The following is a 26619-nucleotide window of genomic DNA, read 5'->3' as shown; positions in this document are numbered from 1 at the left end:
ACCATGGCTATGAAAATCCGTCTCGCCCGCGGCGGTTCCAAGAAGCGCCCGTTCTATGCGATCGTCGCGTCCGACAGCCGCATGCCGCGCGACGGCCGCTTCATCGAGAAGCTCGGGACCTACAACCCGTTGCTGGCGAAAGACGACGAAAAGCGCGTCGTGATGAACATGGAACGCGTCCAGCACTGGCTGTCGCAAGGCGCACAACCCACTGATCGCGTTGCACGTTTCCTGGAAGCTGCCGGCGCCCGCCCGAAGACTGAGCGCAACAATCCCAAGTCGGCCGTCCCCGGCAAGGCCATGGCCGAGCGCGCCGCCAAGAAGGCCGCCAAGACCGAAGAGCCGGCCGCCGAGTAATCGGACGGCCCGCGCATGATCCCCGGCCTTGGCCTGATCCGCCGCACCATCACGCTTGCCTTGTGCGGGGCCGCCTTCTGGGCAGGTCTCGCGCTTGGGCGCGCGGGGCAGCCGGATGCCTGCCTTGATGCCGGCGGGTCCTGGGATGCGCGCGGCTTTTGCAGTGGAGAGGCGGCATGAGCGAAAAGGTTGACGAGTCAAAGGTTTGCGTCGGCGCCATCGCCGGCGCCTTTGGCGTCGCGGGCGAGGTGCGGCTGAAAAGCTTCTGCGCCGAGGCCACGGATATCGCCGCCTATGGCCCTCTGACCACCAAGGATGGCAGCCGCAGCTTCACCCTGCGGCTCACCCGCCCCGTCGCGGGCGGCCTGGGCGCCCGGCTTTCGGGCGTCACCACCAAGGAACAGGCCGATGCCCTGCGCGGGACCGAGCTTTACGCCGACCGCGCCCGGCTGCCGCGCCTGCCCGATGACGAATTCTACCACACCGACCTGATCGGCCTTTCCGTGCGCGACACCGGCGGCGCCGAGATCGGTCGCATCGCCGCCGTGCACAATCATGGCGCCGGCGACATCCTTGAAATCGCCGCGCCGGGCCGCAAATCGGCCCTACTTCTGCCCTTTACCCTTGCGAGCGTGCCCACCGTGGATATTGCCGGTGGTTGCGTCGTCGTCGATCTGCCCGAGGGCCTGGAATAACCCCTCCCCCAGATCGAGCGCCGATCCTGTTCCGGCAGCGGAGTGAGGGATGGTCATGGCGCGCTTCGGGGCGAGACTTCTTCAGGTGGCGACGGCGGCCCTGTATCTCGGTCCGCTCCTGGCCGGGCTGTCGGGCTTTGGCTGGGCGATGCTGCCGCCCTTCGTGTCGATCTTCACCCTCTGGCTCGTCATCACCCGCCCGCAGCAATGGCCGCAAAGTGCCGCCGAATGGATGACCCGCGACGCCTGGCTGGCGGCGCTGAGCCAGATCCTGTCCCAGACCCTGCTGGTCGCGCTGTGCTTTGGCATCGGTCGCGGCATCGGCGGCGCGACCGGCGCCTTGCCCATGCTGCATCCGATCCTGCCGGTGGCTCTGTCCTTCACCGCGCTCGCCTTTGCCCGCGCCTGCTGGGACCCGGACCGTGCGCTGGCCGAAGGCCTCTCGATCGACGAGATGCTTTATCCCGCCGCCCATCCGCCGACCCGTCTTCCGGCCCTGAACACCGAGGCCGCGCTGGGCGAACTTTTTGATCTTCCCGACGATGCTCCCGTGCTCGAAGTGCAGGGGCTTCTCGCCGATGCGCTTGAAGATGCGGATACATTCACCCGTCTTTCGGCCCTGGTCGAGACGCTGGCCGTGCTGCCGCCCGCGCGCCATCTGTCCCTGCGTCGCGCGCTGATCCTTTGGGCGACCGAGCCCGAGCCCTTTGCCGCCGGCACCGCGTCCGGTGCGCTGCGCGCGGCCTTTGCTGCCGCGGGACAGGATGCCGGGCTTCTGAGCCTTCTCCTGCCGCGGGCGCAGGCCCTGGCCAGCGCCGTGCCGGAACGTGCCGACCAGTTCCCCGACGCGGCGGTGATCGAGGATATCGCCCGGCGCGTCCGACTGCCGGATCTTGCCGTTGCCCTGAACCGGCTTGCCGGGCACCTGCGGCACAGCAGCGCCGCCCCTGTGGACCGCGCATCGCGTCGTGCCGGAACCGCAGCGGGGCTGCAACGCGCCTGACCGGCTTTCCCGCCGCGCGATTTGCGGCTATGGGCAGGCCATGACGACGCCGCCCGATGACCCGCCTCAAGACGATCCGATCCCCGCGCCGCGGCTCAGCCATGGCCGCCTGTCGATGCGCGCCAGTCTCCAGCCGCGCGACCTGATGGGGGAACCGCGCCTGCTGCGCGGCGCCTATGAGGCGCGGGTGGTAACGCTGTTTCCCGAAGCCTTTCCCGGCACGCTGGGCCTGTCGCTGACCGGCAAGGCGCTGGACCTTGGCCTGTGGCGGCTGACGACCACGGCCCTGCGCGACTTTGGCGAGGGCAGGCACCGCACCGTCGATGACACGCCTTCGGGCGGCGGGGCGGGCATGGTCCTGCGCGCCGACGTGGTGGATCGCGCGCTGGCCGCGGCCATGGAAGGCGCGCCCGATGACCGCCAGCGCTGGCCCGTGATCTACCTGTCGCCGCGCGGCAAGCCTTTTGATCAAGCCACCGCGCGGCGCCTTGCCGCCGCCGAGGGCGTCACCCTTCTGTGCGGCCGCTTCGAGGGCGTGGACGAGCGCGTACTGGACGCCCGGCAGATCGAGGAAATCTCGCTTGGCGATTTCGTCCTGACAGGCGGCGAGATCGCGGCCCAGGCCCTGCTTGACGCCGTGGTACGGCTTTTGCCCGGCGTCCTTGGCAATGCCGCCTCGACCGAGGAGGAAAGCTTCTCGGACGGGCTTCTGGAACATCCGCAATACACCCGCCCCGCCGTTTGGGAGGGCCGCGAGATTCCCGAGGTATTGACCGGCGGCAACCATGGCGAAATCGCCAAATGGCGCCGCGCGCAATCCGAAGCGCTGACCGAAGCCCGCCGCCCCGATCTGTGGGCCAAGCATCAGGCCCGCCAGCCGGCGCCCAAGGCCAAAGGCAGGCCCCGGCCAAAACCCGACGCCGATGCTCAATCATGACCGGCCTCACCCTGCGCCCGGCCATCGCGCAGGATGCCGCCGCGCTGGCTCGGCTGCATCATCAGGTCTGGACCGAAACCTATGCCGACCTGGCGCCACCGCAGGCAATCGTCGCCCTTACCGAAGCCCACCGCCTTGCCAGCTGGACTGCCATGCTGGCGCGGCAAGACCTAACGACCAGGATCGCCCTGCACGGCGACACCGCGGCCGGTCTTGTCTGCTTCGGCGCGGCCAGTGATCCAGTCTTCGCCCCTCTGCCCGAAATCCGCCATCTCTACCTTCTGGCCGCCTATCGCGGCCAAGGCCAGGGCCGCCGCCTGCTGGACGCGGCGCTGGACGCCCTGCGTGCCGCCGGCCACCCCGGCGCTGCCCTTGCCGTCGTCGAGCAGAACCACGCCGCCCGTGCCTTCTATGCACGTTCGGGTGGCATCGAGGCCCAAGGCTTCATCGACAAGGGCCCGCTCTGGCGGTCGGAAAACCGCCTCGTCACCTGGACTTTTCCCCAAGACTGACATAGCCCCGCGTCACAGGGGCAAGTCGAGGCGCGCCGGGGGCGTCACCAGCGACCAAAACGCCCGTCCCATCCCCCTTGACCTGCCCGCCATCCGCTCCTATACGCCGCCAGTCCGTCGCCTTCAGGCTATCGGACCCGATTCCCCATGCCTGCCCGCCTTCTTCCGCGGGGACCATCGCAGGGGGGCGGCCAAGATGAAAAGCAGGCGCCATCTCTGGCGGGCTTTGTCGGCAGCGGCAAGGGACCCGGACGAAGACCAGAAGCTCTGTCGCGGCATCACCTCTGCGGAACACACCGCAGGCAGCAATGGAGAGACTGGCGCATGAACCTCATCGCCCAGATCGAAGCCGAGCAGATCGCCTCGCTTGGCAAGAGCATCCCGGATTTCAAGGCCGGGGACACCATCCGCGTTGGCTACAAGGTCAAGGAAGGCAACCGCTCGCGCGTGCAGGCCTATGAAGGCGTCTGCATTGGCCGCAAGGGCGGCGCGACCATCGCCGCCTCCTTCACCGTGCGCAAGATCTCGTTCGGCGAAGGCGTCGAGCGTGTGTTCCCGCTTTACTCGACCAATATCGAGACCATCGAAGTCGTGCGTCGCGGCAAGGTCCGTCGCGCCAAGCTGTATTATCTGCGCACCCGCCGCGGCAAATCGGCCCGGATCGCGGAAGACAGCACCTACAAAGCCAAATCCGAATAAGAGGAGCCGGAGAGATGAAAGAGGGCATTCACCCCGACTATCACTTCATCGAAGTGAAGATGACCGACGGCTCGACCTACAAGACCAAGTCGACCTGGGGCAAGGAAGGCGACACCATGTCGCTGGATATCGACCCGCTGGCGCATCCGGCCTGGACCGGCCAGTCGGCCAAGCTGATGGACACCGGCGGTCGCGTGTCGAAGTTCAAGAACAAATACGCGGGCCTCGGGTTCTGAACCCCGAAAGACCCACGAGGGACAGCGAAAGGGCGTGCCGCAGGGTGCGCCCTTTTTCTTTGGTCGGGCGGGGCGCGACTTGGGCCTTGGGGCGTTTGCGCCCGGGGCAGCGCTCTGGCGCGCGGGGGCGTGTGTCAGTTGCCTGCCCCATTGGCCTGGGGTGCAGGCCCGGTCCCTGATCCTGGTTGCCAGGATGATCTTGCGCCGGGCCGAGATGCCGCATCTGTGCCGCATCCGGGCACGAACCTGCCGAAAGGGGCTTCACCTTTCGGCGCGGGGTTGCCAATAACAAACAGGCAGCAACCGGGGGGCCGCAGCGCATGGCGCATATCATCGTCGTCGGCAACGAGAAGGGCGGCTCGGGCAAGTCCACCACCTGCATGCATGTGGCCACCGCCCTTGCGCGCATGGGCCACCGGGTCGGCGCGCTGGACCTTGACCTGCGCCAGCGCAGCTTTGGCCGCTATGTCGAAAACCGCCGCGCCTGGCTGGCCAAGGCCGGGCTCGACCTGCCCACCCCCGATTACCGCGATCTGCCCGAAGCGGATGCGGCAACCCTTGCCCCTGGCGAGAATGCCTTTGACCAGCGCCTGACCATGGCCGTCTCGGCGCTGGACCAGGTGAAGGATTTCATCGTCATCGATTGCCCCGGCAGCCATACAAGGCTGAGCCAGGTTGCCCATTCCCTGGCCGACACGCTGATCACGCCGCTGAACGACAGTTTCGTCGATTTCGACCTTCTGGCGCGGATCGACCCCGACACGGGCAAGGTCAAGGGGCCGTCGATCTATTCCGAAATGGTCTGGGGCGCGCGTCAGTTGCGGGCGCAGGCGGGGCTTAAGCCGATCGACTGGATCGTGCTGCGCAATCGCCTGGGCGCGCAGCAGATGCACAACAAGAAGAAGGTCGGCTCGGCGCTGGAAGATCTGTCGCGCCGGATCGGGTTTCGCGTGGCGCCCGGCTTCTCGGAGCGCGTCATCTTCCGCGAGCTGTTCCCGCGGGGCCTTACGCTGCTCGACCTCAAAGATACCGGGGTCGAACAGCTCAATCTTTCGAACGTGGCCGCGCGGCAGGAATTGCGCGACCTGATCGCCGCGCTCAGGCTTCCTGGCGTGCAGGTTGCGTTCTGAACAGGACCGCCCGAGCGACCGAGACGCGGCGGATCGCATCCAGCCGATTCATGCGCTGATCGAAAGCGGTTTCGGGCAGCGCCTTTGCCGCAGGTACGAGGCGCATTTTGCGCAGAAATTCCATTGCTTTTGCCATGGTTGGCCTCCGTATTCTGTATTTGAACTATCTCGATCAACGGCGGCAGGACTGTGGCAAGCCGCGGCAGAAACCGAGGCCATGTCTGGGTCAAGTGCGACAGACTGTTTCCCGGCCTTGAGATGGCGTCACTCGCATGGCAGGACGGAGGCAAGCTTCGGGCGCCAAGGGGGAAGGCCATGACCAACACGCTTTATGACGCGCTTTTCGCGCCTTTGGCGGGCCGTGCTGGGCCGTTCCTGATCCTGCCGGGTGGGCGCGAGATCGGCGGAGCCGATTTCCTTGCACTGGTCGCACAGGCCGGAAACGCGCTGCGCGACGCCGGGGTACAGCCGGGCGACCGCGTCGCCGTGCAACTGGCCAAATCGCCAGAGGCCCTGGCAATCTATGGCGCAAGCATCGCCATCGGCGCGGTCTTCCTGCCGCTGAACACCGCCTATACGCCCGCCGAGCTGGACTATTTCCTGGGCAATGCCACCCCGCGCGTCTTCCTCTGCGATCCCGCGCGTGAGGCAGAGATGGCTCCCATCGCCGGCGCCCATGACGCGCGGCTTCTGACCCTTGACGGGGCCGGGAAGGGCACTTTCGCACATCTGATGGAGGGACAGAGCCGGACGCTGTCGCCCACACCCCGCGCGCCCGGCGACCTTGCCGCCATCCTGTACACGTCTGGCACCACGGGACGATCCAAGGGCGCCATGCTGAGCCATAGCAACCTTCTGTCCAATGCCGAAACCTTGGCCGATCTCTGGCGCTTCACCGAAGACGACGTTCTTCTTCATGCCCTGCCGATCTTCCACACCCATGGCCTCTTCGTCGCCTCGAACACGGTGCTTCTGACCGGCGGGAGGATGATCCTCCTGCCCGGCTTCGATCTTGAGGCGGTGCTGGCGCTGCTGCCGCAGGCCACCACCATGATGGGGGTGCCGACCTTCTACACCCGCCTTCTCGACGATCCGCGTTTCGACAGCGCGCTGACCCGCGACATGCGCCTCTTCATCTCGGGCTCCGCGCCGCTTCTGGCCGAGACGCATCGCGCCTTCGAGGCCCGCACCGGCCACCGCATTCTTGAACGCTATGGCATGACCGAGACCAACATGAACACCTCGAACCCGTATCAGGGTGAGCGCCGTGCCGGCACGGTGGGCTTTCCCTTGCCGGGGGTGGAATTGCGCATCCTTGATGGCGAGGGCCGCGAAGTCCCCCCGGGAGAGGCGGGCGTGATCGAAGTGCGCGGGCCGAATGTTTTTCAGGGCTATTGGCAGATGCCGGAAAAGACCGCCGAAGAACTGCGCCCCGATGGCTGGTTCATCACCGGCGATATCGGGCGGCGGGACGCGGAAGGCTATGTCCAGATCGTCGGCCGCGCCAAGGATCTGGTGATCTCGGGTGGCTTCAACGTCTATCCGGTCGAGGTCGAGGCCGAGCTTGACGCGCAGCCCGGCGTGCTGGAAAGCGCGGTGATCGGCCTGCCGCATCCCGATTTCGGCGAGGCGGTCTTTGCGGTTCTGGTGCCGCAAAAGGGCGTGACGCTGGAAGCCGCAGCCGTGCTGGCCGGGCTGAAGGATCGGCTCGCCCGCTTCAAGCAGCCCAAGGCGGCGGTGGTGCTGGACGCGCTGCCGCGCAACACCATGGGCAAGGTGCAGAAAGCCGAGCTGCGCAAGACCTATGGCGACTGGTTCGCCAAACCCCCGGGCTGATCGCCGGTGGGTCGCCCGGCATTCCGCCCGCGATCCCGCGATATTTGAGGAGGGAAAGAAGCGCTTCGTCGGTTCGCTAGATTTCCCGACCTGAGGTTTCGGCCGCGTCATCGTCCAGGCCTTCGCCGGACAGTTCCTGATCGAGAAAGCGCTCAAAGGCATCGAGGTCGACCGGATCGAACTGGCCGAAGCCCTGCATCCAGACGCTGGCGCCGCGCAGGGCATCGGGTTCAAGCTTGCACCAGATCACGCGGCCGCGCTTTTCGCGGCTGATCAGCCCGGCCTCGGCCAGCACCGCCAGGTGTTTCGAGATCGCGGCAAGGCTCATTGCAAAAGGCTCGGCCACATCGGTCACCGCCATGTCATCCTCCAGCAGCATCGACAGGATCGAGCGCCGCGTCGGATCGGCGAGGGCGGCAAAGACTTGGGTCAGTCGGTCGGGCAGGGGCGGGGCCATGGCGCAGCTATCCGAGAGCGCTGCGGAATTGTCAACCGAAGGGTTGAATATGGTGCCGGCCCGAAAAGGCGCACCCTGCGCGGTGCGCAACTTGTCGCGCTTGTGCGAAGTGCAGCCCGATCAATGGCTTATGTCGAATGGCGCCGTGTAGAACGCCGGTTGACTCACAGGCCTGTGACCCCTAGAGATGCGCCGGAACGCTGAAGGGGGCCAGATGGCTTCGGAACCAGATCCTGAACGGCTGCGCGCGCTGGAAAACCGGCTCGCGAAGCTGAGGGGGAAGCCGAAGCCGGAACGGAGCGCGACGGCGAAGGTCTTCTCGCAGGGCGAGGTCGCCTGGCGGATGGTGATCGAGCTGGCCACCGGCATCGTGCTGGGAACGGCCATCGGTTACGGGCTGGACGTGCTCTTTGGCACGCTGCCCCTTCTGCTGGTGATCTTCTCGCTGGTGGGGTTCGCCGCGGGGGTGCGCACCATGCTGGGCACCGCGCGGCAGATGGCGGAAAAACCCGCGCCGCAGGGCGACGGAACGAGTGAAGGGGGCTGAACCTTGGCGACGGGCACCGAAGAGCAAGTGGTCGAAGGCGCGGAACATGCGGCAAGCGGTCTGGCCATCCATCCGATGGACCAGTTCATCGTCAAGCCGCTGTTCGGCACTGGCCCGGTGGAATGGTACACCGTCACCAACGTGACCCTTTGGATGGGCATTGCGATCCTGGTCGTCTTCGGCCTTTTCGTGCTGGCAACCCGTCATCGCGGCATCATCCCGTCGCGGCTGCAATCGGTGGCCGAGCTGTTCTACGGCTTCATCCACAACATGGTCGAGGAAGTGACCGGGCATGAAGGTGCCAAGTTCTTCCCCTATGTGATGACCCTGTTCGTCTTCATCTTCTTCGCCAATATCCTTGGCCTGATCCCGATGAGCTTCACCACCACCAGCCATGTTGCCGTGACTGCGGTTCTGGCGCTGGCGGTGTTCCTGACGGTGACGCTCGTGGGTTTCTACCGCAAGGGCATCGGCTTTCTGTCGATGTTCTGGGTCTCTTCGGCGCCGCTGCTGCTGCGCCCGATCCTTGCCGCGATCGAGCTGATCTCCTACTTCGTGCGCCCGCTGTCGCATTCCATCCGTCTTGGCGGCAACCTGATGGCCGGCCATGCCGTGATCAAGGTTTTCGCAGGCTTCGCCGGCGCCATGGGCATCGCCTCTGTCGTGCCGATCGCGGCCATCGTTGGCATCTATGGGCTGGAGCTGCTTGTCGCCTCGGTCCAGGCCTATGTCTTCACCATTCTGACCTGCGTCTACCTGCGTGACGCGGTGGGCGAAGCCCACCACTAAGGTCCGAACCTCAACCTCAGCCATATCCAGAAAACAGGAGTACTCATCATGGAAGGCGAACTCGCACAAATGGGCAAGTTCATCGGCGCCGGTCTGGCGACGATGGGTCTGGGCGGCGCCGGCATCGGCGTGGGCCACATTGCCGGCAACTTCCTCGCCGGTGCCCTGCGCAATCCTTCGGCGGCCCCGTCGCAGATGGCCAACCTCTTCGTCGGCATCGCTTTCGCCGAAGCTCTGGGCATCTTCTCGTTCCTGGTCGCCCTTCTGCTGATGTTCGCCGTCTGATCCGGCAAAAGACGCATTGAGAGGGCAGGCGCCGGGTAACCGGCGCCTTCCCGCGTCCGAAGGGTCCATGGGGGACGAAGATGGCAACAGAACCAATCCTTGAAGAAGCCGCAGGCGCCTGCGTCAATGCGCATGGCGGTGCCATCGGTATGCCGCAGCTTTGCGCCGAATGGATCCCGAACCAGGTGTTCTGGCTGGTCGTCACGCTGGTCGTGATGTTCCTGATCCTGTCGCGCGTCGCGCTGCCGCGCATCGGTGCGATCCTGGCCGAGCGCAAGGGCACGATCACCAACGATCTCGCCGCGGCGGATGAGCTGAAGCAGAAGGCCGTGGCCGCCGAGAAGGCGTTCAACGACGCGCTGGCGACGGCGCGGACGGAAGCCGGCAAGATCATCGCGGCGGCCCGGGCCGAGATCCAGAAGGATCTCGACGCGGCGACCGCCAAGGCTGATGCCGAAATTTCGGCCAAGGCGACCGAGTCTGAGAAACGTCTGGCCGAGATCCGGGACGGCGCCCTGGAGGCGGTGGAAACCGTCGCTAAGGACACCGCCAAGGAAATCGTCGCGGCGCTGGGCGGCTCGGCGGATGCCCGCACGGTCAATGCGGCCGTCGCGGCGCGGCTGAAAGGATAAGGCGATGAAGAAGCTTTCCGTTCTCTTCGCACTGGTGGCGAGCCCCGCCCTTGCGGCTTCGGGTCCGTTCTTCAGCCTGCACAACACCAACTTCGTTGTGCTGATCGCTTTCCTCGTCTTCCTGGGCATCCTTGTCTATATGGGCGTGCCGGGCAAGCTGACCGGGATGCTTGATGCCCGTGCGGCGCAGATCAAGGCCGATCTTGAAGAGGCCCGCGCGCTGCGCGAAGAGGCCAAGTCGGTCCTGGCTTCCTATGAGCGGAAGCAGAAAGACGTGGCCGAGCAGACCGATCGCATCATCGCCACGGCCAAGGAAGAGGCGTCGATCGCCGCCGAAAAGGCCAAGGTGGAGTTGCAGCATTCGATTGCGCGCCGCTTGCAGGCCGCCGAAGAGCAGATCGCCAGCGCCGAAGCCGCCGCCTTGCGCCAGGTGCGTGAACGGGCGGTCAGTGTTGCCGTCTCCGTGGCCGGGGAAGTGCTGTCGAAGCAAATGACGGCCGAAGCCGCCAGCGCCTCGATCGATGCGGCCATCGAACAGGTCGGCGCCAAGCTGCACTGATCGCGTCCTTAGGGAAAGAACCACCCCCGCGCCGCGAGGCGTGGGGGTTTTCCATTTCAAACGCTCGATGAAAAATCGCGGGCCTAACGGCTTTGCTCGTGCTCGAACCTCTGGCGGGCGATGGCCTCGTTCCGCTCGGCGCGCAACTGGTCCTGAAGCGACTGGATCACATAATCCAGATGCGCCTCGACCGCCGCGCGCGCCGCCGCCGGATCGCGCGCCTGCACCGCGGCATTCATCGTCCGGTGCTGGTCCAGAAGGTGATCGCGCGTCAGGCGGTTCTTGAACAGCATCTGCCGGTTGTAGAAAACGCCTTGACGCAGCAGGTCGAACATCGAGCGCATCATGTGCAGCATGATGACGTTGTGGCTGGCTTCGATGATCGCCATGTGGAACTGGGCATCAAGCTCGGCCTCGTCGGTCGGATCGCGCTTCTGATGCGCCGCCTCCATCTTGCGATAGATCGTATCCACCACTTTCAGATCGGTGTCCGACCCAAAGCGCGCTGCTCGTTCTGCAGTCAGCGCCTCCATGTCGCGGCGGAAGGCGATATAGTCGAAGACCGCCTCGTCATGGCTGGCGAACAACTGGATCAGGGCGGGCGAGAAGGCCGACCCAAGCACTTCGGCCACGAACACACCCGAACCGGCCCGGCTGGTCAGCAGGCCATGATCCGACAATTCGGCGATGGCATCGCGCAGGCTGGGGCGCGACACGCCCAGCCGCTCGGCAAGGTCACGCTCGGGGGGCAGGCGTTCGCCGGGGCGCAGGATGCCGCGCAGGATCAACTGCTCGATCTGGCGCACGACAGATGAGGAAAGCTTCTCGGGCTGGACCTTGAGGAACGGCATCTTCACATCCCTCCCCGACCTGTGGGGATTGGTTTGAATTAATGACCAATCCAAAGGCGATCACAATATGAAAAAGGGGTCCGCCCGAAGGCAGACCCCTGTATGGCCGTTCAGAGCCGCGCTTACTTGATCGGGCGGATGATGATCTCGACCCGGCGGTTCTGCGCCCGGCCCTCGGCCGTAAGGTTCGACGCAATCGGCTGATCCTCGCCGCGGCCATAGGCCGAGACGCGGCCCGAGGGCACGCCGGCATTCAGCAGAACCGAGGCAACCGACGAGGCGCGGCGCTGCGACAGGTCCTGGTTATAGGCGGCCGCGCCGGTATTGTCGGTATGGCCGACCACCTCGATGCGGCTGTTCGGGTATTTCAGCAGGCTCGAGGCGACGGCGCGGATATCGGCGTTCAGGTCAGGGCGCAGGGTGGCGCTGTCGGTCGCAAACAGCAGATCCTGCGGCATGTTGACGACCAGATAGCCGCCTTGATTGGTGACGGTCACGCCGGGCGACATCTGGCTGCGCAGCTCTGCCGCCTGCTGGTCAAGGTTCTGGCCGATCAAGGCGCCGGTGCCGGCACCCACGGCCGCGCCCAGCAGCGCGCCCTTCAGCTTGTCATCGCCATCCGACATCGCGACACCGGCCGCCGCGCCCAGGATCCCGCCCATGATCGCGCCATTCTTGGTGCGGGCATTGGGGTCATCGGGATAGGCATTGGGGTCGACACAGGCCGTGGTGATCAGGACGCTGCCGAAGGCCAGCACGAGAGGAAGTTTCATCATGGTATCACTGCCCTTTTTGATGCGCCGGCACCGGGTTTCTCCGGGGCCGGGATGGGGCAAGCCTATACCAGCCGATGACGATGGGAAAAGCCTTGCCGATGCTTGGGCAATCTTCTGCCGAAGCTTTCGCCGTCACATCCCCGTGCGCGCGGCTTCCCAGGCCAGGATGGCGCGCTTGCGTGGCAGGCCCCAGTGATAGCCACCCAGGCCACCGTCACGCCGGATGGCGCGATGGCAGGGGATCAGGAAGGAAATCGGATTGCGCCCGACTGCGGTGCCCACGGCACGATGCGCCGAGGGATGGCCGATGGCGCCCGCGATCTCGGCATAGGTGGTGACATAGCCGGTCGGAATGGCCAGAAGCGCCTCCCAGACCTTGATCTGGAAGGGCGCGCCGATCAGATACAGCGGTGTCACCTTGCCCGGCTCTGCGCCAAAGGCCGATTGCACCCAGGGCGCCAGCGCCATCGGATCCTCGACATATTCGGCCTTGGGCCAGCGCGCGGTCAGATCCTCCATCGCAGCCTCGGCGCCCATCTCCTCGGCAAAGCCGATGCCGCAGATACCCTTGTCGGTGCTCATGACCAGCGCCGGGCCGAAGGGGCTGGGAAACCAGCCCCACAGGATCGTCAGCCCCGCGCCGCCGCGGGCATAATCGCCGGGTGACATCGCCTCCCAGGTCAGGAACAGGTCATGCAGGCGGCCCGCGCCCGAGAGGCCAAGCTCGTTGCTGGCCGAAAGCATGGTGTGGCGTTCGGCCAGCAGGCGGCGGGCATGGCCGATCGAAAGATATTGCTGATAGCGCTTGGGTGAGACGCCGACCCATTGGCTGAAGGTGCGCTGGAAATGCGCGGGCGACATGTTCATCCGTTCGGCCAACCCATCCAGGGAGAGGCCGGGTTCGGCATCGATGATCTTCAGCGCACGGCCGATGAGGGCGTAATGGTAGCTGGAGGATTGGTCGGTCATGGCAGGTCTCTTATATCGGGTCGCTTGCCGAGCCCCGGGTTCCGCTTCGCGGCGTGGCGAAGACGGCCTGAAGGGCTCGATGAGCCTCGTGAAAGAGTTAGGCCGATCCTGTGGCACTTTCGACCCGATTCCTGCGGCTAATCCGCCGCTCATCCCTTGTCGCGCGCCGTCTCGCCATGGCAGATGGTCGCCATGATCCGTCAGCTTGACTATCCCGCGATGCAATCCATCTTTGCCGCCTTTCACGCGGTCGAGCCCGAGCCGAAGGGCGAGCTGGAGCATGTGAATGCCTTCACCCTGCTGGTTGCGGTGGCCCTGTCGGCCCAGGCAACCGACAAGGGGGTGAACCGGGCCACGCGGGCGTTGTTCGCCATCGCTGATACGCCCGAAAAGATGCTGGCCTTGGGCGAAGAGGCCCTGATCGAGCATATCAAGACCATCGGCCTTTTCCGTAACAAGGCCAGGAACGTGATCAAGCTGTCGCAGCGCCTGATCGAGGTATATGGCGGCGAGGTCCCCTCCAGCCGGGCCGCGCTGATGACCCTGCCGGGCGTGGGCCGCAAGACAGCCAATGTCGTGTTGAACATGTGGTTCGGCCAACCCGCCCAGGCGGTCGACACCCATATCTTTCGCGTCGGCAACCGCAGCGGCATCGCGCCGGGCCGCGATGAAATGGCGGTCGAGCGCGCCATTGAGGACAATGTCCCTGCCGAATTCCAGCGCCACGCCCATCACTGGCTGATCCTGCACGGCCGCTATATCTGCACCGCCCGCAAGCCCCGCTGCGCGGATTGCCCGATCCGGGACTGGTGCCTTTACGAGGACAAGACATGAAGAAGTATCAGGTCATCGGCATCGGCAATGCCATCGTCGATGTGCTGTCCACCGCCGATGACAGTTTCCTCGACCTTATGGGCATCCAGAAGGGCATCATGCAGCTCATCGAGCGCGAGCGGGGCGAGATGCTTTATGCCGCGATGAAAGACCGTCGCCAGGCGCCGGGCGGCTCGGTCGCGAATACGGTGGCGGGCGTCGGCGCGTTGGGCCTGAGCACGGCCTTTATCGGGCGGGTCCATGACGATGCGTTGGGCCGGTTCTATGCGCAGTCGATGGCGGCGGAAGGCACCGATTTCGTCAATCCGCCCGTGCCGGGGGGCGAGCTGCCCACCTCGCGCAGCATGATCTTCGTCGCGCCGGATGGTGAGCGGTCGATGAACACCTATCTCGGGATCTCTTCGGAACTGGGGCCGGATGACGTGTCGGATTCGGTGGCGGGACGGGCCGAGATCCTGTTCCTGGAAGGTTATCTCTACGACAAGGACAAGGGTAAAGAGGCCTTCGAGAAGGCTGCCCGCCTGACCCGCGCCGCGGGCGGCAAGGCCGGGATCGCGCTCTCCGATCCGTTCTGCGTCGACCGCCACCGCGACAGTTTCCGCCGGCTGGTGAGGGACCTGGATTACGTCATCGGCAACGAGCATGAATGGGCGTCGCTCTATCAGGCGGACCTGTCCACCGCGCTGGAAGAAGCGGCGCGCGATGCGGGCACCGTGGTCTGCACAAGGTCCGGCCATGACGTCGTGCTGGTGCAGGGCGAGGAAAAAGCGGTGGTCCCGGTGCGGCGTGTCACCCCGGTCGATGCTACCGGCGCGGGCGACCAGTTCGCGGCCGGGTTCATCTATGGCCTTGCGACCGGCGCGCCCTTGGCCGTTGCGGGCCGCATGGGCTGTGTGGCGGCGGCCGAGGTGATCGGCCATTTCGGCGCGCGGCCAGAGGCGGATGTTTTGGCGCTGTTCCGGAAGGAAGGGCTGGTCTGACCGCAGGACGGCGCGCGGGTTGATGCCCTGGAGGGGTTTTGCACCCCTCCAGACCTCCCCGCAGGATATTTTTGAACAGAAGAAGGCAGGCAGGCCGCTCAGTTGTCCTTGAGGCAGGTGGCGATTGTGTCGGCCATGCCGGTCAGGATCGCGCCCCAGGCTTTGGGGCCGGGATCAATGCCCGCGCCCTCGGGATCGAGCGCGCCGCCGAGTTTCGTGCCTGCAGCCTCGGCCATCTGGGCCACGAGTTTCGGATCATGCTGCACTTCCGGGAAGATGCAGAGCGGCCCTGCCGCCTGCATCTGGGCCCGAAGGTCCGACAGATGGCGCGCGCCGGGCGAGGCGGCATCGCCCGCGGCGATCGTGCCTGCGATGGTGAGGCCATAGGCTCCGGCGAAATAGCCATAGGCATCGTGGAAGGCGACGAAGGGCCGGTCCTTCACCGGCTCCAGCGCGGCCCTAGCCGCGGCATCCGCATCGTTGATGGCTTGCACGGTCTTTGCTGCGTTTTCGGCATAGCGGGCGGCATTGTCGGGGTCGAGGCGGGACAGCTCTGCCGCGATCGCCGCAACCCAGACACGGGCATTGGCAGGGTCCAGCCAGGCATGGGGATCGGTGCCGGCATGCGGGTGGTCTTCGCCGCTCGCATTGGCGCCATGATCGTGGCCATGGTCATGGTCGTGGTCGTCGCTGGCATGGTCCTCATGCCCCTCATCGGCGTGATCTTCGCCATCCTGGAACTGGCGCAGCGCCGTGCCCGGTGCGTCCAGAAGGCCAAGGACCGCCGCGCGATCGCCGCGCGCCTCGACCGCCTTGTCGAGCCAGGGCGTCAACTCGGGCCCGACCCAGATCACCAGATCCGCCCCGGCCACCGCCGCCGCCTGGCTGGGTCGCATCTGGAAACTGTGCGGCGAGGCGCCCTTGTCCAGCAGGACCTGCGGCTCGCCCAGCCCCTCCATCACCGCCGCCGCCAGAGAGTGCACCGGAAGAATATCGGTCACGACCTGGGGCACATCGGCCTGTGCCGCTCCGCCAAAGGTGGTGCTGGTCAGAAGAAGTGCAATGATATAACGCATCATGAGAGTCCTGTCCCGGGTCTTTCCAAATCTCAGGACAGCATCTATTTATGTTATACCATAACAAGTCAAGAGGTGCGACATGACGCTGTCCTCCGATCCCGCGCATGACCATGACTGCCCCGGCTGCGCCGATCCGGCCGCGGCCTTCCTGGCGCACGACCACGCCCATTGCGCCCAGGACGTGCTGGACCGCGCCGATGCGCTGGCTGCGTCGCAGGGCGTGCGGATGACGCCGGTGCGGCGGCGGGTGCTCGAGATCCTGCTCGAAGAACATCGGGCGCTGGGCGCCTATGACGTCTTGAACCGTCTGGCCGCCGAGGGTTTTGGCAACCAGCCGCCCGTCGCCTATCGCGCGCTGGATTTTCTGGTCGAGCAGGGCCTGGCTCATCGCATCCAGCGTCTCAACGCCTTTGCCGCCTGCATGCATCCGGGCGAAGCCCATGCCCCGGCCTTTCTGATCTGCCGCGCCTGCAATGCTGTGGCCGAGGCGCCGGCCGCCCCGGTCCGCGCCGCGCTGGACAGCGCCGCCGCCACGCTTGGCTTCGTGGTGGAACGTGCGACGGTCGAGGCGCTGGGCCTGTGCCCCGGTTGCAAGGAGGCGCAGGCATGAGCCTGATCGCCGCCAGTCATCTTTGCGTCCGCCATGGCGCGACCGAGGTGCTGCATGACATCTCGCTGGCGCTGGAACCGGGAGAGATCGTCACCGTGGTCGGGCCGAACGGTTCGGGCAAATCCACGCTGCTGCGCGCGCTTCTGGGCATTCTTCCCGCGGCCGGGGGGCGCATCGCCCGCGCGCCGGGTCTGCGCATCGGTTATGTGCCGCAGCGGCTGATGATCGACCGCATCCTGCCGATCACCCTGCGCCGCTTCCTGTCGCTGCCGGTGCGGGTGTCAGACGCCGCGGCGCAGGCGGTGCTGAAGCGGGTCGGGCTGGAAGGGCAAAGCGGCTTGCAGATGGCGGCGCTGTCGGGCGGGCAGATGCAGCGGGCGCTTCTGGCCCGCGCGCTTCTGGCCGAGCCGCAGGTCCTGATGCTGGACGAGCCGACCCAAGGGCTGGACCAGCCGGGCGAGGCCGCCTTCTACCGGCTGATCGAGGAGGTGCGGGCCGAAACCGGCTGCGCCATCCTGATGGTCAGCCATGATCTGCATGTCGTCATGGCGGCCAGCGACCGGGTGATCTGCCTGAACGGCCATGTCTGCTGCGAGGGCACGCCGCAGGTCGTGTCCGATGCGCCGGAATATCGTGCGCTGTTCGGGTTGGGCACGCAGGGCGCGCTGGCCCTCTATCGGCACGAGCATGACCATGACCATGCCGGGCCCGCCGAAGATCCGCATGCCCATGACCATCACGGCCATGACCATCCCCACCACCACGGACATCATCATCATGCTTGACGACTTCCTGGTCCGCGCGGCATTGGCGGGGGTGGGGCTGGCGCTGGCGACGGGCCCCCTGGGGGCCTTCGTGGTCTGGCGGCGCATGGCCTATTTCGGCGATGCCACCGCCCATGCCGCCATTCTGGGTGTCGCGCTGGCCCTGGCGGCGGACCTGCCGATCACGCTGGGCACGCTGGTCGTGGCGCTGGCCATGGCGCTGACCGTGGCCGGTCTGGCGGCGCGGGGTTGGGCGATGGACACGACGCTGGGCGTGCTGGCCCATTCCGCGCTGGCCTTCGGCCTTGTCGCCATCAGCTTCTTTCCGGCGGTGCGGAACGACCTGTCATCGTACCTCTTCGGGGACATCCTGGCCGTCTCGCGCAGCGATCTTGGCCTGATCTGGGGTGGCGCGGCGCTGGTGCTGCTGCTGATCGCCTGGCGCTGGCAGGCGCTGCTGACCGCAACGCTGAACGAGGACCTCGCGCATGCCAGCGGGTTGAACCCGGCACGGGAAAGGCTGGTCCTTGTGCTGGCGCTGGCCCTGGCCGTGGCGGTGGCGCTGAAGATCGTTGGCGCGCTTTTGATCGCGGCCATGCTGATCATCCCGGCGGCGGCGGCGCGCGGCCTTGCGCGCAGCCCCGAGGCGATGGCGCTGGGCGCGATCGGCATTGGCGCGGCGTCATCGCTGGCCGGGTTGCAGCTTTCGCTCTGGCAGGATACGCCCGCCGGCCCCTCGATCATCGTTGCCGCCGCCGCCTTCTTTGCCGCCTCTTCTACGCTGGGGCGGTTGCGCGGCGCGGTCTGACGCAGCGAAAGCACCAAAGCGCCCCGTCCTTGCCCGAAGCCTGCCCGAATTCTCGCCCACAACCCAGGGCAGAGACAAGGAACAGAGCAACGGATCATCGGCATGGCAGCCCTGCGATTGGCCTTCGGGCTTTTCTTCTCGACCATCGGGCTTCTGGGCTATCTGGCCTTTGATTACACGATGGTGAACCGCAGCATCGTGGCGACCGGGGCAGAGCCGATCGGCTTTGGCAGCTATTTGAAGGGCTGGACCGGCATGGTCGCGATTCTTGTGCAGGGCGATGGCGATGTGGCCGAAGGCGATGTCGCCCCGCCGCCCGAGACGCTGGTTGCCATGCTGCCCAAAGCCCCGAAAGACTGGACCCTGCGTCCGACCGAAGAGGCCGATGTCCAGCCCTTCCTGACCCCGGGCCTGGGCGAGAAGGAGCGCGAACTGGTGCTGTCGGCGGCCTTGCCGGAAGCGGGCAAGGGCGTGGAACGCGCGGCGCAGACCTATCAGAACGGCGCGCGCCAGGTGGTGGTCGAGCTTGTCCGCTATCCCGACATCATCTTCACTTCGCTGGCCGCGATGGCGCAGAAAATGCAGCTTCAGATGGCCAGCCTGGATGTGGCGGGCAAGGATTTCATGGCGGTGCGCGGGCTTGAAGTGCGCGAGGCGCGGCTTGGGCCCGATGCGGCGGCACGGGTCTTTCTGGCCGATGTAGGCGGGCAGATCCACCTGCGCGTCCTGGCCCCCGCCACGATGAGCGACCAAGAGCTGCTGACTTTGTTCGAAACGCTGAACGTGCCCGCGATGAATGCCGATGTGGTGGAGAAGGTCGCGGGGCTTGGCGAGGTGCCGGTGATCGTGCTGGCTTCGGTGATCGACAGCGAGACGCGCAAGGCGCGCGAGGCGGAACGCAAGGCGATGCAAGAGGCAGCGGAACCCGAAGGGCTGCCCGCGCTTGATGCCAAGGCGGCGGATGCCGAGGCGGTCGCCGGCGGGGCTGCGCCGGAAGAGCCCGTCATCGCGGTGCGCAAGGGTCTCGAGACCGGCAAGTCGGGCAAGTCCTCACTGCCCGGCACGGGAAGCGGCTTCGGCTTTGACGGGAATTGCCGGACCGAGGGAGGCCGCAAGGTCTGCGGCGGCATCGGCAATTGACGGCAAAAGGGGGCGCCGAAGCGCCCCCTTGCGATCCCTTGGGACCTGCCAGATTTAACCCGCATAGGGCTGCATCTGCTCAAGCTGCTCCTGGGTCGCCGCAACGCGGAAGAAGACGTCGCCATCGGCTTCCTTGACCAGCGTCAGCATCGAGCTGTCCAGAGCGACGGGCTTTTCGCCCATCCCCAGGAAGCCACCGACATCGACCACGGCGGCGGCAACCTTGCCGTTCGCGTCCAGCGACACCGAAGAAATTTCGCCGACATCCTCGTCGCCCGGGCCATAGACGCGCTTGCCGATCAGGTCAGCTTCGGCCCAGGCGGCAAGGTCCACCGCCTCGCCCGCCGCCATTTCACCGGCCGGCGCCGCTTCGGTTTCGGTCGCCGCCGTCGCGGCCGGATCGGCCGTCATGTCGGGCACGACGGCCGTTTCGGGGCTGGCCGGATCGGTATCCGCCGTCACGGTGCCCTCGGCCGGAGCGGCCGGTTCGGCAGCGCTGAACACCATTTCCGGGTCAAAGGTGGGCGCGGCTTCAAGTTCTGCCTTCGAGCCGTGGAAGACGATGAAGTAATCGTCGGGGCTGTTCGAATCCGGCACCATGGTCAGATCGTTCAGCGACAGGGCGACGGTCTTTTCGCCAATGCCCAGGAAGCCACCGAAGTCGACCAGAACGGCTTCGGTATCGCCCGACATCGAGATGATCAGATCACTGATCTCGCCGGCATCTTCCCAATCGGCATTCGCCTGGGCGATCGCGGTGTCCGACAGGCCCGAGGTATCGGCCTCGGTCACATAGACGCGCTTGCCAATGAAATCCGAAGCGCGGACGCCATCCTGAACACCCGGCAGATATGGCGAGGCAGCGGTGGTGGCGGTATCGGCCGGCGCGGTCGCTTCGGGCGCCGAGGCGGCGGGGTCGGCTGCGGTCTGGGCCAGCACCGGCAGGGCCGAAAGAGCAAGGACCGACGACAGCGCGGTGGAAACGATCAGCTTCTTCATGGGATCTCTCCGTTGACAGCGGCGCCTGCCCTTTTCAGGGCGGCACCTGTTACGGAGAGACAACCTTCGCGGAGGCAATGGGTTTCTTGGGTTGAGATAACAATATTTTCAACGGGTTCTGTGGCGGGCCGGGGAACCGGCCCGCCGCCTTCGCGTTGGGTGCAACAGAAAATGTCCTGTGACACGCTGCTGCCCGATTGTCGCTTGTCAGGAAACAAGTCGCCGCAAGACGGGCAGGGGGGCAATGACCAGAAGGTCCAACCCCAGCACCACCAGCAGCGCGACGCCCAGCATCGGGAAGGCGAGGGACAGGCCAAGCACCGCCAGGATCGCCCCCTTTGCCAAGGGCACGTCGCCCGGCTGTGGCGGGGCCGCCAGACGCGCCACGCCGGCCGGGCGGCGTTTCCACCACAGGATCAGACCCGAAACCGGCAGGAAGATCATCGCCAGGCAGAAGGCGGTGTTGAGCATCAGGTTCCACAGCCCCAGATCGCCCTCATGAAAGGCAACACCCCAGGCCATCGCCTTGGCATAGGCCGAGTAATCCGCATAGCGCAGATCGGCCAGCACATTGCCGGTATGGCGGTCGATGTGGATCGTGCGATCCGCCGCCGGGTCCGGCCCGTCATTTGACATGCTGTCATGGCTGATCGTCCAGATGCCGGTGTCGCTGCGCGGCAAATTGATCTGGTAGCGACGGTCAAAACCCAGCCCGTCGGCATAGGCCGCGACGCTGTCGATATCGACAGTTCCGAAGATCGCCTGCGTTCCGGCGAGCGAGCCCGAGGCGGGCAGCGGCGTCTGCTCCAGACCCCAGGGCACTTCCTTGGCATTGCCATGGTTCATCGCCGCATGGCTGTCGTCCGACAGCGGCAGGGCATCCCATTTCTCGGCCGGAAAGGTCGACCAGGCCTGCACGATCTTCTCACCCCAGACGCCTGACCAGCTCAGGCCCGAGATCAGGAACAGCACCATGACCAGCGACATCCACATTCCCACGGCACCATGCAGCCCTTTCCACAGCGCCCGGCCGCGCGCCGCGCCGGGCAGAAGCGCCCGGCGCCATCCCGAGCCACTGCGCGGCCAATGCAGATAGAGGCCCGAGACGACCAGCAGCAGTCCAAGGCTTGCCGCCGCCTCGATCAGCCGGTCTCCGGTCGTGCCGATCAGCAGCGTGCCATGGATATCATTGGCCAGATCGTACCAACCGGCCCGCCAGGGAAAGGCCTTCAAGACCTCGCCGGTATAGGGGTTCAGCGCCACGCCGGTCGTGGCGTCGCCTGCTGCCACGGCGAAGGCGGCGACATGGTCGGGGCCCAGCGGCGCCACATATTGCGTGGCGGTACCGCCGGGCACGGCCGCCTCGGCTGCCGCCTGCAGGGCCGAAACTGCCAGTGGCGCCGCGCCGGGGGTGACGGTCATCCGTTCAGCGCCAATGCCCGCCAGGACGGCGATCCAGAGCATTGTCAGCCCGGTCACGGCCAGCATGATCAGAAAGGGGATGACGTAAAGCCCGGCATAGAAATGCCAGCGCCAGACAGCGAAGTAGAGTTTGTTCGCGGCAACAGGGGCCGCCGGGGCGTTTGCCCGGGAAGATGTTTGATCCATCGGTAAAATCCGTGACTGAAGTTTCGGAAACTTGCGGAAACGTCACACGGTGATGGGCGGACCCGTGGCCGGGGGCAGGCCGGTGGCATGGGCCAGCGCTAGCAAAAGCAGGGGAGGGGGCGCATCGGCACGCCGAGGAGACTGTCCTGCCAGAGGCTGGGCGGGCGCGGATAGGCCTGCCATGGTCATCTGGCCACAGGCCCAGGCGCAATGGTTGCTCTTGTCGTCGCTACCGTCCGGGGTTTTCCCGACCGGCTGGCCCGTCGCCAGATCGACCAGCATTTCGACCGGTCCGTCGCCGGTGCACAGCACCAAGAGCATCGTGCCATCCGCGGCCCGGTCAGGCATCACGCCGGGAGCAATCAGGGACAGCAGAAGGAAGGGGAGGAGAAGCACCCACCCCGCCACGTTCCGAGCCTTCGCGAGATGACCCATACCCATCCCGCCTGCCTAGGATGGGCCGCGGGCGCAGGTCAATCCATGCGGGTCGAGACCTCTTGCTCTTGTGGCGGCCGCGCTGCAATCACGGCGTCGATCACCGGACCAATACTTTCGCCTTCGGCCATCTGCGGCAGGCTGCGTTTTGAGAAGCGCCAGAATTCCTTGCTGGCGACGTCCTTCGCCGCGATTTGAAAGGCATGTCGGGGGTCGGCTTCTTGCCGCAAGGCAAGATCAAAGAAGGATTGCCCGAATTCGGTCCAGTCGCGCCCGTCGGCGCAGCCGAAGGAGGTGCGGTCCGCTGCGGCTGCGGTGATGATCAGCCGGTCGGGCCGCGCGATTTCATCGATGAACGACCCCGAATAGCACGCGGAAAGCACGATCACCGCCGGGCCGATCCCGCTGTCGTCCAGCATCTCGGCAAATTCGGGTGCGCTCAGATTTCCGGTCTGCGCCTGCCAGAAGCTCAAGGAAAACAGATCTTTCCCGCCATGCGACGTCAAGAACAGGAAAGCCATATCCTCGGGACCCATCCTTTCGGCAAGCGCCTTGAGCCCGCGCCGCAGATTGGCGCGGTTCGCCATCGGATAGTCGAAGGCGGCAGTCTCGCTGTTCACCAGCGCAATCTGCCGCCCGCCCGTGCCCAATGCCGCATCCAGGATCGGGCCCACCTTCTCGACCTCCGAGCGAAAGACCGATTGATAGGCGGTTCCACCCAGCAGCAGCGCATAGGTCTCGGGCACGCCCGCTTCTTGGGGGGCAAGCGCATCGATCTGGCCCTGCATCAGCCCGTCCTGCGCGGCATAAAGCGCCTCTAGATCGATCTCGACATAATCGCTGTCCCCGTTATCGACATAGAAGAGCGCTTCTGAGGGAAGGCGCCGTTCCACCGTGGCATGGGCGATGATAAGCCCGAACATCGGCAGGATGCTCAGCGCGGGAGACAGGCCGCGACGCCGCAGCAACCAGGGCAGCAACAAGGCCCCCGGCAAGAACTGCGCAAGGAAGACCATCAGCAAGGCGCGCTGGCTGAGGCTATGGTCCAGGCTGCCGTACCAGGCCCAGATCAACGGGCTCACGATGGCGGCCATGCCGAAAATCGCGCTGATCGCCATCGGCAACAGCCAGACCCGGCGCAGAAGCAGGCAACCCGCCAGAACCCCGGCCATCAGGACCAGCGTTCGCGCCAAGAGACTCTGCAAACCCCAGACCGAGAATTCGGCCTCTGGCCCGTAATAGACCCATTGGCTCAATGCATCTCCGCCCCAGAAGGCCGCGATTGCGGCCATCGCAAGAAGCGTCGGTCGCACTTTGCCCAAGGATTTCAGATCTTCACTCGTCACCACGCTGCACCTCTGATGCGGCCGACCTTGCCTGCTCGCCATTCCCGCAGACTGCCCGCCCTTTGCGGCAGGAATTCGGCGATAGGTCTGGGCCTGCCGATCCGCGCATGTCGTTTTCGCATGTCGTTTTCGGACGCGGATTGTCGGGCCGGCTTGTCCGGTTTGGCGGCACTCTGGCACATATGCAGCAAGCCATCTTGCAGGAGACTCGGGGTCCATGAAGACGCATGTGAAAGCGCTGGTCGTCGGCGGCGGGGCAGTGGGGACGGGCATCGCCTATCATCTTGCCAAGGCCGGCTGGGACACGATGCTGGTGGAACGGGACGAGTTGACCTCGGGCTCGACCTGGCACGCGGCGGGCCTTCTGCCCTTGTTCAACATGTCCTATGCCACGACCCATATCCACAAATACTCGGTGGATTTCTACAAGGGGCTCGAGGCGGAAACCGGCCTCAATCCCGGCTTCTATGTCGTCGGCAACCTGCGCATGGCGCAGCGCCAGGAACGCATGGACGAATACATGCTTTATTCCTCGGTGGCCGAAACCGCCGGGGTCTATCACGAATTCCTCTCGCCCAAAGAGATCAAGGAGCGCTGGCCGCTGGTGCGGACCGATGACCTGATCGGCGCGCTCTATCACCCGCAGGACGGCTATATCAATCCGGCCGACGTGACCCAGGCCATGGCCAAGGGCGCGCGGCAGTTGGGCGCGACGATTGAACGCCGCATCCAGGTTGATGCCTATCGCTGGACGGGCAGTGAATGGGTCGTGTCCTGCACGCGGATGGTGGAACAGGGCGGGCGGCTGGTGCCCTCGGACGATAAGTTCGAGATCGTGGCCGAGCATGTCGTCACCGCGACCGGCAACCACGCACAGCGGACGGCCAAGCTGCTGGGCATCAAGATCCCGGCGATCCCGGTCGAGCATCAGTATATCGTCACCGAACCCGACCCGATGCTGGTCGAGTATCGCAAAACCAATCCGCAGCACCCCGTCCTGCGCGATGCTGACGCGAAATGGTATGTGCGCGAGGAGCGCGGCGGCTGGATCCTTGGACCCTACGAGAAGGGCGCTCCGGCCCGGTTCCTGTATGATGTGCCGGAATCCTTCCGCGCCGACCTGTTCCCGCTGGATCTGGAACGGATCGAAGCGGAATACATGTCGATGATCCACCGGATTCCCTCCTCGGAGACCGTGGGACTCAAGGACGATTTCAACGGCCCGATCTGCTACACGCCCGATGGCAACCCGCTGGTCGGACCGGCGCCGGGCCTGCGCAACATGTGGCTGGCGGAAGGCTTCTCCTTCGGCATCACCGCTGCGGGCGGCACCGGCTATTATCTCGCGCAGATGATGGTCAATGGCGAGGCCGAGATCGACATGGCCTCGCTGGACCCCAAGCGCTACGGCAATTGGATGACCACCGAATATGCCGCGCGCAAGAACGAGGAATGCTACGATCACGTCTTCGTCCTGCACCACCCGGATGAGGAACGCGAAGCCTGCCGCCCGCTGCGCACCGCCCCGGTTTATGACCGGCAGAAGGCGCTGGGCGCGCAATTCGGCCAGGTCAATGGCTGGGAGCGCCCGATCTATTACGGCCCGCTGAACGCGCCCGAGGATTTCGACCACAATTCCCGCAGCTTCCGCCGTGGCGGCTGGTGGCAATATGCGGTCGAGGAAGCCAAGGCGATCCGCGAGACCGCCGGTCTGATCGACGCAACCGCCTTCACCAAGCATATCGTGCGCGGCGCGGGGGCGACGGCTTTCCTTGACTGGTTCACCTGCAATGCGCTGCCCAAGGTCGGGCGGATCAACCTGACCTATGCGCTGACCCCCCAGGGCACGACGCGGACCGAATACACCATCGTGCGCAACGGCGAGAACGACTATTACCTCGTCTCGGCGGGCGCCTGGACGGCCTATGACGCCGATTACCTGAAGAAATGCGCCGAGGACATGGCGCCCAAATTCGGCGCCATCGAGATCCATGATGTCACAAGCCAATGGGGCGTCTTCGCCCTTGCCGGTCCGAACAGCCGCAAGATCCTGGCCGAACTGATCAAGGATGCCGACCCGGCCACCGCGCTGTCGAACAAGCGCTTCCCCTGGCTTTCAGCCCGCAAGATCGAGCTGGGCATGTGCCCGGTCAACGCGATCCGCGTCGCCTATACCGGCGAATTGGGCTGGGAACTGCATCACCCGATCGAGATGCAGCGCTACCTTTGGGAGCAGCTGCTGAAGGCGGGCGAAAAGCATGGCATGAAGCTGGTCGGCGCCCGTGCCCAGAACTGGCTGCGGCAGGAGAAAAGCTATCGCGCCTTCGGCAACGAGCTGGGCCGCGACGCGACCCCGCTGGAAGCCGGGCTCGACCGTTTCGTCGACCTGAATAAGGACTTCCAGGGCAAGGAGGCGATGCTCGCCATCGGCATCCGGTCGAAATGCGTGACCGTGCTGATCGACGGGCCGGACGACACCGATCCCTGGGGCAAAGAGGCGCTTCTGTCCGGCGGCGAGAAGGTGGGGCGCCTGACCTCGGGCGGCTATTCGGTGGCCTTCGGCAAGCAGATCGGCATGGGCTATGTCCGCAGCGATCTGGCCGAGGTGGGGACCAAGCTGAAGGTCAAGATGCTGCTGAAGGAATGGGATGCCGTGGTGACCGAGGACAGCCCTTTCGACCCGTCCAACGCCCGCATCCGCATCGACGGTTAACAGAATCCTGCCAGTCACTTGGGCCGCGCCTGA

Annotated in this window: 31 protein-coding genes; 21 read left to right on the top strand and 10 right to left on the bottom strand. The window is 65.7% G+C overall.

The features are described from left to right. Positions 1-3 precede the first annotated feature (3 nt). From rpsP to ACED67_RS11355, 8 genes are all read left to right on the top strand, one after another. Positions 4-357, top strand: coding sequence for a 30S ribosomal protein S16 (gene rpsP, locus ACED67_RS11390; RefSeq protein WP_395541737.1), 354 nt, complete (start codon positions 4-6; stop codon positions 355-357). 176 nt (positions 358-533) lie between these two features. Continuing rightward, complete coding sequence (rimM, locus tag ACED67_RS11385) at positions 534-1052, top strand: ribosome maturation factor RimM (RefSeq protein WP_395541736.1); 519 nt, start codon at positions 534-536, stop codon at positions 1050-1052. A 55-nt stretch (positions 1053-1107) separates the two neighbouring features. After that, positions 1108-2055, top strand: coding sequence for a hypothetical protein (locus ACED67_RS11380; RefSeq protein ID WP_395541735.1), 948 nt, complete (start codon positions 1108-1110; stop codon positions 2053-2055). Positions 2056-2095: 40 nt separating this feature from the next. Next, positions 2096-2992: a tRNA (guanosine(37)-N1)-methyltransferase TrmD gene (gene trmD, locus ACED67_RS11375; protein ID WP_395541734.1), complete on the top strand. Its 897-nt coding sequence runs from the start codon at positions 2096-2098 to the stop codon at positions 2990-2992. Further along, the gene (locus tag ACED67_RS11370) at positions 2989-3504 is read left to right on the top strand and encodes a GNAT family N-acetyltransferase (protein WP_395541733.1); all 516 of its coding nucleotides are present in this window, start codon (positions 2989-2991) and stop codon (positions 3502-3504) included. The genes trmD and ACED67_RS11370 overlap by 4 nt, the downstream gene beginning before the upstream one ends. Positions 3505-3828: 324 nt before the next feature. Next, the gene (gene rplS / locus ACED67_RS11365) at positions 3829-4203 is read left to right on the top strand and encodes a 50S ribosomal protein L19 (RefSeq protein WP_395541732.1); all 375 of its coding nucleotides are present in this window, start codon (positions 3829-3831) and stop codon (positions 4201-4203) included. A 14-nt stretch (positions 4204-4217) separates the two neighbouring features. Next, a complete protein-coding gene (gene rpmE, locus ACED67_RS11360; RefSeq protein WP_395541731.1) occupies positions 4218-4439 on the top strand; it encodes a 50S ribosomal protein L31 in 222 nt (73 codons plus the stop codon). Between the two features lie 320 nt (positions 4440-4759). Beyond that, the gene (locus ACED67_RS11355; protein ID WP_395541730.1) at positions 4760-5569 is read left to right on the top strand and encodes a division plane positioning ATPase MipZ; all 810 of its coding nucleotides are present in this window, start codon (positions 4760-4762) and stop codon (positions 5567-5569) included. Here ACED67_RS11355 and ACED67_RS11350 read toward each other — a convergent pair. Continuing rightward, positions 5538-5705 (bottom strand): hypothetical protein, encoded by a 168-nt coding sequence (locus tag ACED67_RS11350; protein ID WP_395541729.1) that lies wholly within the window; start codon positions 5703-5705, stop codon positions 5538-5540. The genes ACED67_RS11355 and ACED67_RS11350 overlap by 32 nt on opposite strands. A gap of 179 nt (positions 5706-5884) precedes the next feature. Here ACED67_RS11350 and ACED67_RS11345 point away from each other — a divergent pair, with 179 nt between their 5' ends. Continuing rightward, positions 5885-7405: a malonate--CoA ligase gene (locus ACED67_RS11345; RefSeq protein WP_395541727.1), complete on the top strand. Its 1521-nt coding sequence runs from the start codon at positions 5885-5887 to the stop codon at positions 7403-7405. Positions 7406-7481: 76 nt separating this feature from the next. On the opposite strand, the gene ACED67_RS11340 is transcribed toward ACED67_RS11345, so the two are convergent. Next, positions 7482-7862, bottom strand: coding sequence for an ArsR/SmtB family transcription factor (locus tag ACED67_RS11340; protein WP_395541726.1), 381 nt, complete (start codon positions 7860-7862; stop codon positions 7482-7484). A 214-nt stretch (positions 7863-8076) separates the two neighbouring features. On the opposite strand from ACED67_RS11340, the gene ACED67_RS11335 reads away from it, so the two are divergent. The 5 genes from ACED67_RS11335 (at position 8077) to ACED67_RS11315 (ending at position 10674) form a co-directional block, all read left to right on the top strand. Next, complete coding sequence (locus ACED67_RS11335) at positions 8077-8409, top strand: AtpZ/AtpI family protein (protein ID WP_395541725.1); 333 nt, start codon at positions 8077-8079, stop codon at positions 8407-8409. Positions 8410-8436: 27 nt separating this feature from the next. Next, entirely contained in the window at positions 8437-9198 is a 762-nt protein-coding gene (locus tag ACED67_RS11330) for a F0F1 ATP synthase subunit A (protein ID WP_395541877.1), read from the top strand. 48 nt (positions 9199-9246) lie between these two features. Continuing rightward, complete coding sequence (locus ACED67_RS11325) at positions 9247-9483, top strand: F0F1 ATP synthase subunit C (RefSeq protein WP_225026802.1); 237 nt, start codon at positions 9247-9249, stop codon at positions 9481-9483. A gap of 80 nt (positions 9484-9563) precedes the next feature. Further along, on the top strand, positions 9564-10115 hold the full coding sequence (locus tag ACED67_RS11320; RefSeq protein WP_395541723.1) for a F0F1 ATP synthase subunit B': 552 nt from the start codon (positions 9564-9566) through the stop codon (positions 10113-10115). Positions 10116-10119: 4 nt separating this feature from the next. After that, on the top strand, positions 10120-10674 hold the full coding sequence (locus ACED67_RS11315) for a F0F1 ATP synthase subunit B (RefSeq protein WP_395541722.1): 555 nt from the start codon (positions 10120-10122) through the stop codon (positions 10672-10674). Positions 10675-10757: 83 nt separating this feature from the next. Here ACED67_RS11315 and ACED67_RS11310 read toward each other — a convergent pair whose 3' ends face one another. The 3 genes from ACED67_RS11310 to ACED67_RS11300 all read right to left on the bottom strand — a co-directional run bounded on the left by ACED67_RS11310 (position 10758) and on the right by ACED67_RS11300 (position 13270). After that, entirely contained in the window at positions 10758-11525 is a 768-nt protein-coding gene (locus tag ACED67_RS11310; protein ID WP_395541721.1) for a FadR/GntR family transcriptional regulator, read from the bottom strand. 122 nt (positions 11526-11647) lie between these two features. Continuing rightward, a complete protein-coding gene (locus ACED67_RS11305; protein ID WP_395541720.1) occupies positions 11648-12301 on the bottom strand; it encodes a YiaD family glycine zipper/OmpA-like lipoprotein in 654 nt (217 codons plus the stop codon). Between the two features lie 132 nt (positions 12302-12433). Next, positions 12434-13270 carry a methylated-DNA--[protein]-cysteine S-methyltransferase gene (locus ACED67_RS11300; RefSeq protein ID WP_395541719.1) on the bottom strand — a complete coding sequence of 279 codons (837 nt, stop codon included), beginning with the start codon at positions 13268-13270 and terminating at the stop codon, positions 12434-12436. A gap of 192 nt (positions 13271-13462) precedes the next feature. Here ACED67_RS11300 and nth point away from each other — a divergent pair, with 192 nt between their 5' ends. Beyond that, positions 13463-14104 carry an endonuclease III gene (gene nth / locus ACED67_RS11295; protein ID WP_395541718.1) on the top strand — a complete coding sequence of 214 codons (642 nt, stop codon included), beginning with the start codon at positions 13463-13465 and terminating at the stop codon, positions 14102-14104. After that, the gene (locus ACED67_RS11290; RefSeq protein ID WP_395541717.1) at positions 14101-15084 is read left to right on the top strand and encodes an adenosine kinase; all 984 of its coding nucleotides are present in this window, start codon (positions 14101-14103) and stop codon (positions 15082-15084) included. Before nth ends, ACED67_RS11290 begins: the two co-directional genes overlap by 4 nt. 98 nt (positions 15085-15182) lie before the next feature. On the opposite strand, the gene ACED67_RS11285 is transcribed toward ACED67_RS11290, so the two are convergent. Continuing rightward, entirely contained in the window at positions 15183-16160 is a 978-nt protein-coding gene (locus ACED67_RS11285) for a zinc ABC transporter substrate-binding protein (protein WP_395541716.1), read from the bottom strand. A gap of 82 nt (positions 16161-16242) precedes the next feature. Between ACED67_RS11285 and ACED67_RS11280 the strand changes: the two genes are divergently transcribed. The 4 genes from ACED67_RS11280 to ACED67_RS11265 all read left to right on the top strand — a co-directional run bounded on the left by ACED67_RS11280 (position 16243) and on the right by ACED67_RS11265 (position 19485). Further along, positions 16243-16773 (top strand): transcriptional repressor, encoded by a 531-nt coding sequence (locus tag ACED67_RS11280; RefSeq protein ID WP_395541715.1) that lies wholly within the window; start codon positions 16243-16245, stop codon positions 16771-16773. Then, entirely contained in the window at positions 16770-17558 is a 789-nt protein-coding gene (locus tag ACED67_RS11275; protein WP_395541714.1) for an ATP-binding cassette domain-containing protein, read from the top strand. Before ACED67_RS11280 ends, ACED67_RS11275 begins: the two co-directional genes overlap by 4 nt. Continuing rightward, a complete protein-coding gene (locus ACED67_RS11270; RefSeq protein ID WP_395541876.1) occupies positions 17551-18345 on the top strand; it encodes a metal ABC transporter permease in 795 nt (264 codons plus the stop codon). Before ACED67_RS11275 ends, ACED67_RS11270 begins: the two co-directional genes overlap by 8 nt. A 102-nt stretch (positions 18346-18447) precedes the next feature. Next, positions 18448-19485 carry a hypothetical protein gene (locus ACED67_RS11265; RefSeq protein ID WP_395541713.1) on the top strand — a complete coding sequence of 346 codons (1038 nt, stop codon included), beginning with the start codon at positions 18448-18450 and terminating at the stop codon, positions 19483-19485. A gap of 54 nt (positions 19486-19539) precedes the next feature. Here the strand turns inward: ACED67_RS11265 and ACED67_RS11260 are convergent, their stop codons facing one another. The 4 genes from ACED67_RS11260 to ACED67_RS11245 form a co-directional block, all read right to left on the bottom strand. Beyond that, positions 19540-20484, bottom strand: coding sequence for a PRC-barrel domain-containing protein (locus ACED67_RS11260; protein ID WP_395541712.1), 945 nt, complete (start codon positions 20482-20484; stop codon positions 19540-19542). 207 nt (positions 20485-20691) lie between these two features. Beyond that, the gene (locus ACED67_RS11255; RefSeq protein ID WP_395541711.1) at positions 20692-22092 is read right to left on the bottom strand and encodes a PepSY-associated TM helix domain-containing protein; all 1401 of its coding nucleotides are present in this window, start codon (positions 22090-22092) and stop codon (positions 20692-20694) included. A gap of 42 nt (positions 22093-22134) precedes the next feature. Continuing rightward, positions 22135-22500 (bottom strand): DUF2946 family protein, encoded by a 366-nt coding sequence (locus tag ACED67_RS11250; protein ID WP_395541710.1) that lies wholly within the window; start codon positions 22498-22500, stop codon positions 22135-22137. Positions 22501-22565: 65 nt separating this feature from the next. Then, positions 22566-23873 (bottom strand): C13 family peptidase, encoded by a 1308-nt coding sequence (locus ACED67_RS11245; RefSeq protein ID WP_395541709.1) that lies wholly within the window; start codon positions 23871-23873, stop codon positions 22566-22568. A gap of 217 nt (positions 23874-24090) precedes the next feature. Here ACED67_RS11245 and ACED67_RS11240 point away from each other — a divergent pair, with 217 nt between their 5' ends. Then, complete coding sequence (locus ACED67_RS11240; RefSeq protein ID WP_395541708.1) at positions 24091-26586, top strand: GcvT family protein; 2496 nt, start codon at positions 24091-24093, stop codon at positions 26584-26586. Positions 26587-26619 lie beyond the last annotated feature (33 nt).

Origin of the sequence: Neotabrizicola paludis (genome assembly GCF_044142105.1) — a bacterium.
GTDB lineage: Bacteria > Pseudomonadota > Alphaproteobacteria > Rhodobacterales > Rhodobacteraceae > Pseudogemmobacter.
The sequence above is the reverse complement of the archived record's forward strand: the minus strand, read 5'-3'. Positions and strand labels throughout refer to the sequence as shown.